The sequence below is a fragment of the Nitrincola schmidtii genome (assembly GCF_008973715.1).
GTDB classification, from domain to species: domain Bacteria; phylum Pseudomonadota; class Gammaproteobacteria; order Pseudomonadales; family Balneatricaceae; genus Nitrincola; species Nitrincola schmidtii.
This window is the reverse complement of sequence record NZ_WBOL01000002.1, coordinates 113,625-128,533: the sequence shown is the minus strand read 5'-3', so window position 1 is coordinate 128,533 and position 14,909 is coordinate 113,625. Positions and strand designations below refer to the sequence as shown.

Genomic DNA, 14,909 nt, shown 5'->3' with positions numbered 1-14,909 from the left:
AGAATGACTTCAAACTCAGTCTTGAATCTTAACCAGTACACGACCTCTAACTTTACCATCAATTAATTCTGCAGCCGTCTGAACCACATCATCTAATCTAATTTCATGAGAGAGCACATCAAAATCAGCAGCCTCTAGCAATTCAGCTAATCGCTTCCAAGCTCGCTCACGATCAACAAGGGGACGCATAACACTGTCAATACCCGCTAACGTCACACCACGAAGAATAAATGGAGCAACCGTTGCAGGGAAATCCATACCCTGCGCCAAACCACAGGCGGCTACAACACCACCATAACGTGTTTGTGCACAAGCATTAGCAAGGGTGTGACTGCCAACCGAATCTATGACTGCAGCCCAGCGCTCTTTTTGTAAAGGCTTACCCGGTTCACTCAACTGCTGTCTATCGATAATGTCTGACGCACCTAGCGCCTTTAGGTAATCTGCTTCTTCAGGTCGACCTGTCGATGCAACAACGTGATAACCTAAACGACTAAGAAGTTTAACCGAATAACCTCCGACACCACCATTAGCCCCAGTGACTAGCACTTCGCCATCACCCGGCTTAACGCCTTTATCTTCAATCGCTTGCACACACAACATAGCGGTATAGCCTGCCGTGCCTGCTGCCATGACTTGAGCAGGGGTTAGACCTTCCGGCATCGCAATCAGCCAATCACTGTTTAATCGCGCTTTTTCAGCCAAGCCACCCCAATGTACCTCACCAACGCCCCACCCGTTTAGTAATACGAGGTCATCCGTTGCAAATCGATCAGACTCACTTTTAATGACTCGCCCGACCAGATCCACACCAGGAACCATGGGGAATTTTCTCACTACAGGGCCCTTTCCTGTGATAGCAAGACCATCTTTGTAATTTAAGGTGCTATAGATCACTTCAACAAGGACATCACCCTCAGGCAACTGCGCTTCATCGACTTCAATGAGCGCTGAGTGATAGCCTTTCTCTTCGTTCTTGTCTATTACGATTGCTTTGAACATGTGACCTCCAGCAGTTTTTATTGTATGCAAGCCGACTGCATTAACCCGCACGGTGCTCTCGTGCCAGGTATTCATGCGATTGCATCTCTAGCAAACGACTTTTTGTACGTTCGATCTCGAAAGATAAACGCCCTTCTGTGTAGATATCATGAATACCCACTTCAGCAGATAGAATCAGCTTGACACCACTGTCATAAAATTCATCAACCAGATTGATGAAACGACGAGCAGCATCATCGTTTTTAACCCCCATCTGCGGAACATTACTAACCAATACCTCGTGATAAATCTTAGCCAGCTCTATGTAATCATTTTGCGAGCGGGGACCCTCACAAAGATCCTTGAAGTTAAACCACACCACGTCTTCACAGACTCGACGACAAGGAATACGACGACCATTCACTTCAATTAGCTGATTATCTTTAGCTTCATTGATATCAGGAGCCAATCTTTCAAAGCTAGTATTTAGACTCGTATCGGCGGTTTCATCTAATGGAAAATGATAAAGTTCTGCTTGCTCCAACACTCTGAGACGGTAATCGATACCGCCATCAACATTGATCACTTCGGTATGTTTATTCAACAAAGCGATCGCGGGCAAGAAACGAGCCCGTTGTAACCCATCTTTGTAAAGCCCATCAGGAACAATATTGGACGTTGCCACCAAACTGACACCATTAGCAAAAAGCTGTTCCAATAATCCACCCAGAATCATGGCATCGGTGATATCGGATACAAAGAATTCATCAAAGCAGATAATACGCGTTTCTGACGCATATTTTTTACCGATTTCTACCAAAGGGTTTTTAGTTCCTTCCAGCTCTTTCAATTCACGATGTACACGCTGCATAAAGCGATGAAAGTGCGTCCGCATCTTCTGCTCGAAAGGCAAACTATCGTAGAAGGTATCCATCAAATAGGTTTTTCCACGACCCACTCCACCCCAAAAGTACAGTCCTTTTAACGGCTCTTTTTGATCTTTTTTGATCATTCCAGACAGCCGACGGATCATACTCGGTACGGGCGCATTCACTGATGCAATCAGTTCATCATACAAGCGCTGAAGGTGCTTAACCGCCATCTCCTGTGTTGCATCGTAGGAAAAGTCTTCCCGCTGTAGATCTTTCTGGTAACGCTCTAAGGGTGTCATAAACGCTTTTACCTCAGTCTCTGTCGTGACAAGCGCGAAACTTTACTGCGCTCGCATCCTGCTTGCAATGATCCATTGGCGTAACATACCACCGATTCATTCCCAGACCGCCCTTACGATCTCCATCGCCGCTTGGATGGGTGGTTCAGAAAATCGATCTTTACGACAGATAAATCCCAATGAAGCATCAATACTGACTTTATCCGCAATCACGATACCTTGCTCATGCGACGCTCTTAATGCAAGTGAATCCCTTGCCAAGGCTAATGCGACCCCTGACTGAACTAAATCCATCATGGATGATTCGACATCCACTTTGGCTACCACATTCGGTTCAAGTCCTAGATCGGCAAACACTCGAGCCAATAATCGATGATGAACGGACTCTGGTGGTGTCGCTATCCAGGGTAACAAAGACAAGGCCTGCCAATCTTTTCCTTTGACTAAAGCACGCCAGCTTGGTGGCGCTATGACACGATAATTAAAGTCCGCAAGAGGAAGAACGTGGAAACGTTGTTGAAACTCAACTAAACCAGGAAAACCCAAAGTAAATGCAACATCCAACGTTCCTTGCTCTACTTCTCTTAAAACACTTCCCGAAATGCCGTGACGCAACTCATAGGTCAATCCAGGATGATGATTCGCCATCATTTTCAAAAATGATCCCAAGCGTAAAAACTCAGGATCAACAATAGTACCTACTTTTAACTCGCCATGAACAATACCCTTAAGGCCTTCAGCGGCTGATTGAAATGCCGCAAAAGCTTCCAAAGCCTGTTCGGCAGAAGACAATAATCGCCGCCCTTCATCCGTCAACTGCATCCCTCTGGGGGTTCTCTTGAAAAGCACCAACCCCACTGAGTCTTGCAGCTTCTTTAATTGCAGACTCAGGGCTGGCTGAGTGATACACAATCGATCAGCCGCCCTTGTCAGGTTACCTTCTTGTGCTATTGCGACGAAGGCTTTGATAAGTGAATAATCCAATCATTGAATCCTTTTGCGTCATTCGGCATTTAAGATCCATTGTGCCGCTTTTTCAGCAATCATCAAAGTCGGTGAATTGGTGTTACCACTGGTAATCAATGGCATCACACTCGCATCCACCACTCGCAAACCTTTCACGCCTCTGACGCGCAGATGTGAATCGACGACTGCCATCGGATCATCATCACGTCCCATTTTTGCTGTACCCACAGGGTGAAAAATGGTGGTGGCGATATCACCTGCCAGCTTTGCCAACTCTTCATCGGTTTGGTATTGAACACCTGGACGCCATTCTTCTGGCTGATAAGCTTGCATGGCGGGTTGAGAAACAATCTCTCGCACCTGTCTTAAGCTTTGTGCCGCGATTTTACGGTCCTCTTCTGTGCTGAGATAATTCGGCGCAATCATGGGCGGATCATCAAATTTAGATGAACGTATCCGTATATGACCGCGACTGGTTGGATTCAGGTTACAGACACTGGCTGTAATGGCTGGAAAAGGATGTAGATCCTCTCCAAATGCATCTAAGCTTAGTGGCTGCACGTGATACTCAAGATTAGCGAAGGGCTGACTCGGATCAGACTTCGTAAATGCGCACAACTGACTGGGTGCCATACTCATCGGCCCAGAACGCTTCAGAACATACTCCAAACCGATCATTGCCTTGCCGATTAAGCTGTTCGCCATGGTGTTTAAGGTTTTAACGCCTTTAACCTTGTAAACTGCTCGAATCTGCAGATGGTCTTGAAGATTTTCACCCACTCCGGGAAGGTCGACTGTGACATCAATGCCATGCTCTTTTAGTAGCGGGGCTGGCCCAATACCTGACAATTGAAGAAGCTGTGGAGAGCCAATCGCACCCGCAGACAAAATCACCTCTTTGTTTGCCCTAACGGTGACCGCATCACCCCCACGACGAATAATCGCACCAGAACAACGAGGCTGCCCTTCTAAGGACGAATCAAAGATCAAGCGTTCAACCTGTGATTCAGTCCACACGGTCAGGTTACTGCGTTGCTTTGCGGGTCTTAAAAAGGCTTTGGATGTATTCCAGCGCCAGCCTTGACGTTGATTGACTTCAAAATAACCAACACCTTCATTATCGCCTTGGTTAAAGTCTTCTGTTTTGGGTACGCCAGCTTGAACAGCGGCATCCGCGAAGCTATCCAGCACATCCCAACGCAAGCGCTGCTTTTCAATACGCCATTCACCACCATGGCCGTGATAGTCTGAAAAGCGCTCAACGTTAGCGAGCTGTGGGTCTTGCCCCTCATCTAAACGATAATGATGCTCATGCTTTTTAAAATCAGGCAGGCTGTTTTTCCAACTCCAGGCATCATCACCGGTCAGTTCGGCCCAGCGATCATAGTCCCGCGCCTGACCTCGCAAATACAACATGCCGTTGATAGACGAGCATCCACCCAAGGTTTTACCTCGCGGGTAACGCAGGGTTCTTCCATTCAGTCCAGCATCCGGTTCTGTCTGAAAAAGCCAGTCGGTACGAGGGTTGCCGATGCAGTAGAGATACCCCACTGGAATATGAATCCAGTGGTAGTTATCTTTTTTACCGGCTTCAATTAATAACACTTTATTGTCTGGATTTTGGCTGAGTCGATTGGCGAGTAAACAACCCGCCGAGCCAGCTCCAATCACAATATAATCAAAGGGATCACGTGGCATAGCGACCTCCTAAATTACTTAGAAACCGGCATAGTGAATTCAGCACCCTTGGCAATACTTTCTGGCCAGCGCTGCATAATCGATTTTTGCTTGGTGTAGAAACGAACACCTTCTTCACCATAAGCATGCATATCACCGAACAGACTTTTCTTCCAACCGCCAAAACCATGCCACGCCATCGGAACGGGAATCGGCACATTGACGCCAACCATACCCACCTGTACCAAACGACCAAATTCACGTGCGACGTTTCCATCACGGGTAAAGAGTGAGACACCGTTACCAAATTCGTGACGGTTAATTAGATCCACCCCTTCTGCGAAGTCATTAACACGGACACACACCAACACAGGGCCAAAAATTTCTTCTTTATAAATGGTCATATCCGGCGTAACGTTATCGAACAGCGTACCACCCAGCCAATAGCCATTTTCATGACCAGGTACTGTATAACCACGACCATCCACTAACAGATCAGCACCCTCTTCAACACCTTTTTCAATATAACCCGTGATGCGCTCGAGAGCCTGTGCGGTCACAATAGGTCCCATCTCAGCATCCAGTTCGAGACCATTTTTGACCACGAGCTGTTTGGTTTTTTCAGTCAACTTCGGAATGATGGCATCGGCAGAATCACCCACAAACAGTGCCACAGAAATTGCCATACAACGCTCACCGGCAGAACCAAAAGCAGCTCCCATCAATGCGTCAACCGTCTTATCTAGGTCAGCATCGGGCATGATCAGCATATGGTTTTTAGCGCCACCGAGTGCCTGAACACGCTTACCAAAATGTGCGCCACGCTCATATATGTAATTGGCAATCGGCGTTGACCCGACAAAGGACAGTGCATGCACATCTTCATGCTCAATCAATGCATCCACCGCTTCTTTATCACCCTGAACAACATTGAACACGCCATCAGGGAAACCGGCTTCTTTCATTAAATCGGCATACATCAATGCGGGCGTTGGATCGGTAGGAGAAGGCTTTAAGACAAAGGTGTTACCCGCCGCAATCGCCACGGGGAACATCCACATCGGCACCATCACGGGGAAGTTAAAGGGCGTGATACCAGCAACGACACCCAAAGGCTGACGCATGGTCCAGTTATCAATACCCGTTGAGACTTGTTCGGTATAGTCGCCTTTCAGCAATTGCGGAATACCACAGGCAAATTCGATAATATCGATACCACGCTCCACTTCACCACAAGCATCGGTAAAGACTTTGCCGTGTTCTGCTGTAATCGCTTTTGCTAAGGCTTCTTTGTTTTCGTTAACCAATTGGAGAAAACGATTCATGAGCCTGGCACGACGAATCGGAGGGATGTTGGACCAAGCAGGAAAAGCAGCTTTCGCGGCTGCTACCGCTGTATTGACGTCATTGCGTGTTGCCAGTTTGACTTCACCGGTCTGTGTACCGGTCGCAGGATTATAAACAGGCTGCGAACGTGTCGACTCACCCGACACACGCTGTCCCGCAATATAATGTTCGATTGTTGTTATTGTCATGGTTTGAACTCCACCCTTGGTTATGCGATTACTTGACTGAGATCAATAAATATCTTGTCACGCAATGTCGCAAATACAAAGGGTGAAATCCAATGAGTATTTCAAAACTGCATTATAAGCATACGTTATGTTAGATAAATCTAAAAACTAGATACCGAACAACCTAACCAACAAAGGCAATAGCAGTGAGCTAAACACTCCTGTTAAACCCATCGCTAATCCTGCAAAAGCCCCCGCCAAAGCACTCGTCTGCATCGCATAAGCCGTGCCGAAACCATGTGCTGATAAGCCTAACGAAAAGCCCATCGCAGTCTCCGATTTTAATTTGAGCAACTTAAATACCAGAGGAGCGGCTAAGCAGCCAATAATACCCGTTAATAGTGCTAAACCAGCTGAAAGTGATGGATAGCCTCCTATCTGCTCGGAAATACCGATAGCGATAGGAGACGTCACGGATTTAGGTGCTAATGACAGTAGTAAGCGAGAATCTCCATCCATTGCTATACCAACCGCCAACGCTGTGGCAGCAGCAAATACACTGCCGGTAATACAAGTGACTAGTATAGGCAGCAATAATCGGCGAATCCGTGCCAAGTGATCATACAAGGGCACAGCCAACGCCACCGTCGCGGGACCTAACAAGAAATGTATAAATTGAGCACCCTCAAAATAGGTGTTGTAGTCAGTTTTGGTCAATATTAGCAAACCAATGATCATTAGCATTGAGACAAACACGGGATGAAGTAAAGCCGTCCCTCCCGCTTTACGATTAATCCAGGTTGCAACCAAAAAAGCGATCATGGTGACCACGATCCAAAACAGTGGACGTGCCGCAAAGTAAACCCAAAAGTTACCGATTTCCATTGGCTTTACTCCTGTTCTGTTGCCGCTGTTCAAGCTTTTGCATCATCCATGCAGTTAAAATCAAGGTTAACAACGTACTGATAACCAAAGATAAAAGTACTAACAACCAATGCTGAGCCAACAACTGAGCAAAGACCATCAAACCGACACCGGCTGGAATAAACAATAAAGAAAGATGGCGAATCAATCCCTCAGCGGGTAAACGCAAAAAGTCCGGCACTTTGCCATAGATCATCAGGCCGACCAGCAGAATCAACATACCCGCCACCGGCCCAGGAATCGGAATTCCTAGCCATACCATTAACCACTCACCAGCTAACTGGCATAGCAGCAATAACAACATACCCTGAACCATAACGACCTCCGTCAGGACGAAATTTTTAACTTAAGAAAATCGATTGGTTAACTCATTACCAACCATGTAAGCGTAACGAGGCACGATGAATACGCTGCTCTTCAGCCTCTATCTCCATCAAGTTATCGCGAATGCTGTGTATATGTTCTACCGCAGCTCGCTTGGCCTGCTCGGGCAAGCGATCAACCACCGCATGATATAAACGCGCATGTTGCCGGTCGATTAAGCGACGCTGAACCGGTCGGTGATACAGATTATTTAAAGAGGCGAACACAGAGCTAATTAATAGATCGGTTAGCGACTGCAAGGTATGAACCAATACCGGATTATGCGATGCCTCACAGACAGCGAGATGAAAAGCATGATCTAGCTTGGCATGTTCTCGAAGTTCTATCTCTTTACCCGACTGAGTCAACTCAACCATGGCTTCATAACGACGACGAATTAAAATAAAGTCTGCATCGGTTCCACGCATGGCCGCCAAACGAGCAGACTCTCCTTCTAGCAAGGCTCTGACTTCCAATAAGTCATAGATCGTGCGCGGATGTTCGCTGAATAAGTGCATCAATGGGGTTGCGGGTTCAGGCATTAACTTCGCGACAAACGATCCGCGCCCATGCTCAGTCAAAATGATGCCGCGTGCACGCAATAACTTAAGTCCCTCACGCAAGGCCGAACGAGAAAAGCCCAGTTTTTCAGATAACTGACGTTCTGACGGCAGACGCTGATCGGGTTTAAGCACACCATCTAAAATCAACGTTTCGATTCGTTCTGCAACCACATCAGCAATTTGGCGGATATCTTCAGTCATCTTATTTGTCACCTTACTGCCTGTTTCCTGACTGGTATGACCAGTATAGATAAGCAACCTGATCCGAATGATCTTTTAGACAATATAACCAATAATCGCTGACTTAAAAGCCTTTTGATGTGAACAGCCAAAATATCTGGTATGACCAGTTTGTTTAAAGGTTGACCTATCTGGGTTCTGCGCCCAAGATTCATTAACTTAAAATTATAAAAATGCGGTCAGCCTTCAACACAGGATAGCAATAATGAATATTCTTTATGACGAACACCTCGACGGTGCCATACCCATGCCTGATCGAACCGCTTTGCTGCATAAACTCAGCATTCGTGTTCCAGATCTACACATACTGCGCACAGACGAAGAACTAAAGCCTTATGAGTGTGATGGGTTAGCCGCTTATCGCGTGATGCCATTATTGGTTGTACTACCAGAAACTATCGAACAAGTTCAGCGCATTATGGAAACCTGTCATGAACTGAATGTTCCTGTGGTTGCTCGTGGCGCAGGGACTGGCTTATCAGGTGGCGCCCTGCCGCTTCAGCAAGGCGTATTGTTAGTGATGGCCAAGTTTAACCGTATTCTTGAGGTGAACCCAGAAGGTCGATATGCACGCGTCCAGCCAGGAGTAAGGAATCTAGCGATTTCAGAAGCATCGGTCGCACATGGTCTTTATTACGCACCTGATCCCTCTTCACAAATCGCTTGCTCGATTGGTGGTAATGTTGCCGAAAATGCGGGCGGCGTTCACTGTCTCAAATATGGTTTAACCGTTCATAACCTGATCAGTGTCGAAATCGTCACGATTGAAGGCGAACGCATGACGTTGGGTAGTGATGCCCTCGATGCGCCCGGCTTTGACCTAATGGCTCTTTTTACTGGCTCTGAAGGAATGCTCGGCATTGTGGTGGAAGTTAAGGTCAAACTCTTACCGAAACCACAAGTGGCACGTGTCTTGATGGCCAGCTTTGATGATGTCGAAAAAGCAGGTTTAGCAGTGGGAAGCATAATCGCCGCAGGCATTATTCCTGGCGGTTTAGAGATGATGGACAACCTAGCCATTCGCGCTGCCGAAGATTTTATTCACGCCGGTTACCCAGTAGAAGCAGAAGCCATTTTACTCTGCGAGCTGGACGGTGTTGAATCTGACGTGGATGAGGAAACCGCGCGCGTACAAGAGGTTCTTGCTCAATCGGGAGCGATTGCCGTACAAATTGCTAAAGATGAGGCTGAACGCCAGCGTTTTTGGGCTGGCCGTAAAAATGCGTTTCCTGCCGTAGGCCGTATCTCTCCTGACTATTACTGTATGGATGGCACCATTCCTCGCCGTGAACTACCTGGCGTTCTTAAAGGCATTGCGGCACTATCTGAGAAATATGACCTGCGCGTTGCCAACGTTTTCCACGCGGGTGATGGCAATATGCACCCACTGATTTTATTTGATGCGGACCAACCCGGTGGCTTGGAAACCGCAGAAGCTTTAGGGGGAGAAATCCTAGAACTTTGCGTCAAAGTGGGTGGAACGATTACCGGTGAGCACGGTGTTGGTCGTGAGAAAATCAACCAGATGTGTGCTCAGTTTAATGATGATGAATTGGAACTGTTTCATGCAGTTAAAGCCGCTTTCGATCCAAAACGCTTACTGAATCCTGGCAAAAACATTCCGACCCTCAATCGGTGTGCAGAATTTGGAGCCATGCATATCCATCGTGGCGAACTCCCCTTCCCTGAACTGGAGCGTTTTTAATGTCAGCGACTCAACACAATCAATCTTCGCCTAATAGACCAGGGGATCGCCTAAGTGCCGCATCAGAAACCGCTTTACTGGAGCAGGTGTGCGAAGCGTTAAATGAAGGCACTGCACTGAATATCCAAGGCGGCAACAGTATAGCCTTTTTAGGCAGAACTGCGCAAGGTAATGTTCTGAATACAAAAATTCACACAGGCGTGGTTAACTACGACCCGACTGAACTGGTGGTTTCGGTAAAATCAGGCACCTCTTTAGCTGAGTTGGAAAATATTTTAGCGGAAAAAGGTCAATCTTTACCCTTCGAACCACCCCACTTTACTGAACATGCCACTGTCGGTGGCATGGTAGCCGCAGGCATAGCAGGTCCTAGAAGACCTTGGGTCGGATCAGTACGTGATTTCGTTCTGGGAACGAAAGTGATTACGGGTCACGGTAAGCTGCTGCGCTTTGGTGGCGAAGTCATGAAAAACGTTGCAGGCTATGATCTTTCAAGGTTGATGGCAGGAAGTTTTGGCTGCCTAGGTTTGATCACTGAAGTATCCATGAAAGTGTTACCTAAGCCCCGCCATGAAAGACATCTAAGCCTTAACTATGATCAAAAAACAGCGCTGAAAAAATTGACTGAGTGGGCACAACAGCCCCTTCCTATTACGGGCGCCTGCTTCTACCAAGATCAACTTTATTTAAGACTTGAAGGTGGTGAAGCCTCAGTAAATAACTTTGCTGACAGCCTACAAGGTGTTGAACTAGACCCTCAATTTTGGCATGAGTTAAAAGAGCAGAAACTGGCATTCTTTAACAACTCCCAACCCTTATGGCGCCTATCGCTTCCGGCAGATGCGAAACAACCTTCATTGCAAGGTGATTGCCTGATTGACTGGGGTGGCGCACAGCGCTGGTTCAAAACCTCTGACGCTGAAGCTGAAATTCGCAGTCAAGCATCTGAATTGGGCGGACATGCGACCTGTTTTACCACAGGCATAACGGATCAACCTTTCCAACCCTTACAACCACTGTTGATGCGTTACCACCAACAACTTAAAGCGCAACTGGACCCGAAAGGTATCTTCAACCCAGGACGCATGTATAGCGACTATTAAGCAGAGAGAATAATAAGATGCAAACAAACCTGTCTGAAGACGCTAAAAAACTCCCGCGCGCCAAAGAAGCGGAAGAGATTTTGCGAAGCTGCGTGCATTGCGGTTTCTGCACAGCGACCTGTCCTACCTATCAAATTCTAGGCGATGAATTAGATGGCCCTAGAGGTCGCATCTATTTGATGAAAAGTTTTTTTGAAGGCGGTGAAGTCACACGAGAAACTCAAGCTCACCTTGACCGCTGCCTGACTTGTCGTAATTGTGAAACCACCTGTCCATCCGGCGTTGAATATCACACTCTATTAGATATCGGCAGAGCCGCTATTGAAGAAAAAGTGGGTCGTCCGATGGGCGAGAAAATGATGCGCAGCGCACTTCGCACCGTGTTAACAAGACCTCAAATTTTTGATCCTTTGTTAAAAACAGGACAACTGTTTCGTCCATTATTACCCAAAAGCTTAAAACAAAAAGTACCTGCCAATTCAGTCAAAGCCAAAGCAAGACCGACTGAAACACACACTCGGAAAATGCTGATCTTAGAGGGCTGCGTTCAACCCACATTATCACCAAATACCAATGCAGCCACGGCTCGCGTATTGAACAAACTGGGTATTCAAGTAATAAGTGCTGCCGAAGCAGGTTGTTGTGGTGCCGTGGACTATCATCTAAACGCTCATGAAGCAGGACTGCAAAGAGCCAGACGCAATATTGATGCTTGGTGGCCAATGATAGAGTCAGGTACAGAAGCAATCATTCAAACGGCCAGTGGTTGTGGTGCCTTTGTCATTGAATATGGTCACCTATTAAAAGATGATCCTACCTATGCGAAAAAAGCCCAGAAAATCAGCAGCCTAAGTAAAGATCTGGTAGAGATATTGAAACAGGAAGATTTAAGTAGCTTAGCTGTTAATGCAGATAAAAAACTTGCATTTCACTGCCCATGCACGTTACAACATGCATTAAAATTAAACGGCGCAGTAGAATCTATTCTTAAAAAAATTGGATTTTCATTAACGACAGTTCCTGACTCTCACCTCTGCTGTGGTTCAGCAGGCACCTATTCGGTGACTCAACCAGAACTTTCTACTCAGCTTCGTGATAATAAACTAGATGCCCTAGAAAGCGGTCAACCTGACGTCATTGCGACAGCGAATATCGGTTGCCAAACACACCTTAATGGTGCCGGACGTACCCCTGTTCGGCATTGGATTGAAATCCTAGAAGATGCGATCACATCTTAATACAACAACAATTGGAGATAATGAATGTTTACTAAATCGGCTCTCACCTTAACTGAAGCAAACCAACTGGTCGAAGCTGCCCTAGCGGAAGCAAAACAACATGGCTGGTCGGTTGCAGTCGCCGTAGTCGATGATGGGGGCCATCTTCTTGCCATGCAGCGTATGGAAGATTGTGCAGCGGTCAGCGCTTATATTGCGATTGAAAAAGCACGCAGTTCCGCATTAGGTCGTCGTGAAACCAAGATTTATGAAGATATGATCAACAATGGTCGTAACGCCTTTTTGTCAGTGCCGGTCATTACCGCAACAATGGAAGGTGGCGTTCCGGTAATGCACGATGGTCAGGTGGTAGCTGCTGTGGGAGTATCAGGCGTCAAGCCCGATCAAGACGCCCAAGTGGCTAAAGCAGGTGCTGCCGCGCTTTCCGCTTAATCTGGAAAAGCACTCTCGGTTAAACCTTTTGGGCGATGATTGCATCGCCCTTTCCTCAAACCTGCTACACCTTGATATAAAGGCAGTATTTACAACGACTGCTCACCTTCTGCTAAAAAGACTATTCGAAACAATTCGATCGCCCATCACTATAAATCATTTACTTTCAATTACTTGTGAGATAAATAGTTCATATTCACGCCATATGCAAATATTTAGCTAAAATAACTATTTTATGAAAATAAAAAAGATAATTAGGCTGCCTTATTAATAGAAATACAATTTTTATTCCTTCAAAATAGCTCGGCTTAGCTGTGGGCTCTGTGGTTATACGCTGCCACAAGGTTGATAACCTCAATTTCCACACTAAACCAACAACAATAACGAATGGGAAACACATCAATGGAAGCATTAGTTAATACGATTAACGGCTTTATTTGGAGCGATGCTCTAATCTTTCTCTGCCTTGGTGCAGGTCTGTTTTACTCAATTCTGACTCGCTTTGCACAGGTTCGTCATTTCAAAGAGATGTGGCGCCTGCTGTTCAATAACAACGAATCTGATAAAGGTATCTCCTCTTTCCAAGCACTCGCCGTTTCGCTATCTGGTCGTGTGGGTGTAGGTAACATTGCGGGTGTTGCTGCAGCTATCGGCTTTGGTGGTCCTGGGGCTATTTTCTGGATGTGGGTGGTAGCCTTTCTTGGTGCAAGTACCGCTTACGCTGAGTCAACGCTAGGTCAGATCTACAAGGTTAACGACAATGGTCAATACCGTGGTGGTCCAGCCTACTATTTTGAACGCTGCCTAGGCTGGAAATGGCTAGGTGTTGTCTTCGCTATTTCAGCTATCGTTGCGTGCGGTATCTTCTTACCTGGTATTCAAGCTAACGCTGTAGGTAACGCGGTTGCTCAAGTATTTGGTGAAGGCCAAATGGTCTCCAGTAGCTTTGGCGAAGTGGGTAGCACTAAACTGATCGCATTAGCAGTCATTTTAATTGTACTGGCGTTCATTATCTTTGGTGGTATTAAACGCATCGCTCACTTCACTCAGATCGTCGTACCTTTCATGGCGCTGGGTTACATCATCATGGCATTGATCGTTATCTTCCTAAACTTAGATAAAGTTCCTGGAATTTTCGGTCTTATCCTAACAGATGCTTTCACCGCTCAAGCAGGTTTCGGTGCAGCAATTGGTTGGGGTGTCAAACGTGGTATTTACTCTAACGAAGCAGGTCAAGGTACAGGTCCTCATGCCGCTGCCGCTGCTGAGGTTCAGCATCCTGCTCAACAGGGTCTAGTTCAAGCCTTCTCTGTTTATGTTGATACGCTGTTCATCTGTACTGCAACCGCATTGATGATTCTGATCACTCAGCAATACAACGTTCAAGGCACACTGGAAGCTGGTCAGTTCATCATTCAGAACGTACCTGCAGAAACCGTGATTGGTTCACCGGCCTTCACTCAGATGGCTCTGCAAAGTGTGTTTGGTGGAGTGGGTCCAATCTTCGTCGGTATCGCGTTATTCTTCTTCGCCTTTACCACCATTCTGGCTTACTACTATATCGCTGAGACCAATGTTGCGTACTTGCGTCGTGCACTTAACCTTGGCATCCCACTGACATTAGTCAAACTGGTTATCATGTTCATGGTTGCTTATGGCACCGTCAATACTGCTGGTTATATCTGGGATCTTGGTGATGTTGGTGTCGGTCTAATGGCATGGATCAACATTCTTGGTATTTTGGTTATCTTCTTTGTTTCTAAGCCCACGATGAAAGCACTTAGAGATTATGAAGAACAGCAAAAAACCGGTGGTCCGATTACTTTCGATCCAGTTAAATTAGGCATCAAAAATGCAACGTTCTGGGAAGAAAGACTGAAAGAGCAGCAGTCTAAGAAGTAATCCCTCGATTATTTTTCATCGATCAAAGCCAACCTCCGGGTTGGCTTTTTTTTACACCCAAGAAGGAAGCCTTAAGTACTTATCCCTTTAAGCAGCCACTTACTTTACAGCCAATAAAAAACCGCGTTAC

At 46.5% G+C, this 14,909-nt stretch carries 13 protein-coding genes; 5 read left to right on the top strand and 8 right to left on the bottom strand.

Annotated elements, in window-relative coordinates; translation table 11 throughout:
* Nucleotides 1-15: 15 nt before the first annotated feature.
* From acuI to glcC, 8 genes are all read right to left on the bottom strand, one after another.
* Nucleotides 16-1,002, bottom strand: a complete 987-nt coding sequence (gene acuI, locus F7R24_RS02390; RefSeq protein WP_151669647.1) for an acrylyl-CoA reductase (NADPH) — start codon at nt 1,000-1,002, stop codon at nt 16-18.
* A gap of 40 nt (nt 1,003-1,042) precedes the next feature.
* The gene (zapE, locus tag F7R24_RS02385; RefSeq protein WP_151669646.1) at nt 1,043-2,152 is read right to left on the bottom strand and encodes a cell division protein ZapE; all 1,110 of its coding nucleotides are present in this window, start codon (nt 2,150-2,152) and stop codon (nt 1,043-1,045) included.
* A 96-nt stretch (nt 2,153-2,248) separates the two neighbouring features.
* The gene (locus tag F7R24_RS02380) at nt 2,249-3,136 is read right to left on the bottom strand and encodes a LysR family transcriptional regulator (RefSeq protein WP_151669645.1); all 888 of its coding nucleotides are present in this window, start codon (nt 3,134-3,136) and stop codon (nt 2,249-2,251) included.
* A gap of 18 nt (nt 3,137-3,154) precedes the next feature.
* Nucleotides 3,155-4,816 carry a GMC family oxidoreductase gene (locus tag F7R24_RS02375; protein WP_151669644.1) on the bottom strand — a complete coding sequence of 554 codons (1,662 nt, stop codon included), beginning with the start codon at nt 4,814-4,816 and terminating at the stop codon, nt 3,155-3,157.
* A 14-nt stretch (nt 4,817-4,830) separates the two neighbouring features.
* Nucleotides 4,831-6,330, bottom strand: a complete 1,500-nt coding sequence (locus tag F7R24_RS02370) for a CoA-acylating methylmalonate-semialdehyde dehydrogenase (protein ID WP_151669643.1) — start codon at nt 6,328-6,330, stop codon at nt 4,831-4,833.
* A gap of 147 nt (nt 6,331-6,477) precedes the next feature.
* Nucleotides 6,478-7,194 (bottom strand): LrgB family protein, encoded by a 717-nt coding sequence (locus F7R24_RS02365; protein ID WP_151669642.1) that lies wholly within the window; start codon nt 7,192-7,194, stop codon nt 6,478-6,480.
* A complete protein-coding gene (locus tag F7R24_RS02360) occupies nt 7,181-7,549 on the bottom strand; it encodes a CidA/LrgA family protein (protein ID WP_151669641.1) in 369 nt (122 codons plus the stop codon). Before F7R24_RS02360 ends, F7R24_RS02365 begins: the two co-directional genes overlap by 14 nt.
* Before the next feature lie 55 nt (nt 7,550-7,604).
* Nucleotides 7,605-8,360: a transcriptional regulator GlcC gene (gene glcC, locus F7R24_RS02355; RefSeq protein ID WP_206057459.1), complete on the bottom strand. Its 756-nt coding sequence runs from the start codon at nt 8,358-8,360 to the stop codon at nt 7,605-7,607.
* Nucleotides 8,361-8,604: 244 nt separating this feature from the next.
* On the opposite strand from glcC, the gene glcD reads away from it, so the two are divergent.
* The 5 genes from glcD (at nt 8,605) to F7R24_RS02330 (ending at nt 14,779) form a co-directional block, all read left to right on the top strand.
* On the top strand, nt 8,605-10,104 hold the full coding sequence (gene glcD, locus F7R24_RS02350) for a glycolate oxidase subunit GlcD (RefSeq protein ID WP_151669639.1): 1,500 nt from the start codon (nt 8,605-8,607) through the stop codon (nt 10,102-10,104).
* The gene (glcE, locus tag F7R24_RS02345; RefSeq protein ID WP_151669638.1) at nt 10,104-11,207 is read left to right on the top strand and encodes a glycolate oxidase subunit GlcE; all 1,104 of its coding nucleotides are present in this window, start codon (nt 10,104-10,106) and stop codon (nt 11,205-11,207) included. The genes glcD and glcE overlap by 1 nt, the downstream gene beginning before the upstream one ends.
* A 17-nt stretch (nt 11,208-11,224) precedes the next feature.
* A complete protein-coding gene (glcF, locus tag F7R24_RS02340; RefSeq protein WP_151669637.1) occupies nt 11,225-12,445 on the top strand; it encodes a glycolate oxidase subunit GlcF in 1,221 nt (406 codons plus the stop codon).
* A gap of 24 nt (nt 12,446-12,469) precedes the next feature.
* The gene (locus F7R24_RS02335; RefSeq protein ID WP_151669636.1) at nt 12,470-12,877 is read left to right on the top strand and encodes a heme-binding protein; all 408 of its coding nucleotides are present in this window, start codon (nt 12,470-12,472) and stop codon (nt 12,875-12,877) included.
* Nucleotides 12,878-13,279: 402 nt separating this feature from the next.
* Nucleotides 13,280-14,779, top strand: coding sequence for an alanine/glycine:cation symporter family protein (locus F7R24_RS02330; RefSeq protein WP_151669635.1), 1,500 nt, complete (start codon nt 13,280-13,282; stop codon nt 14,777-14,779).
* Nucleotides 14,780-14,909: the final 130 nt, after the last annotated feature.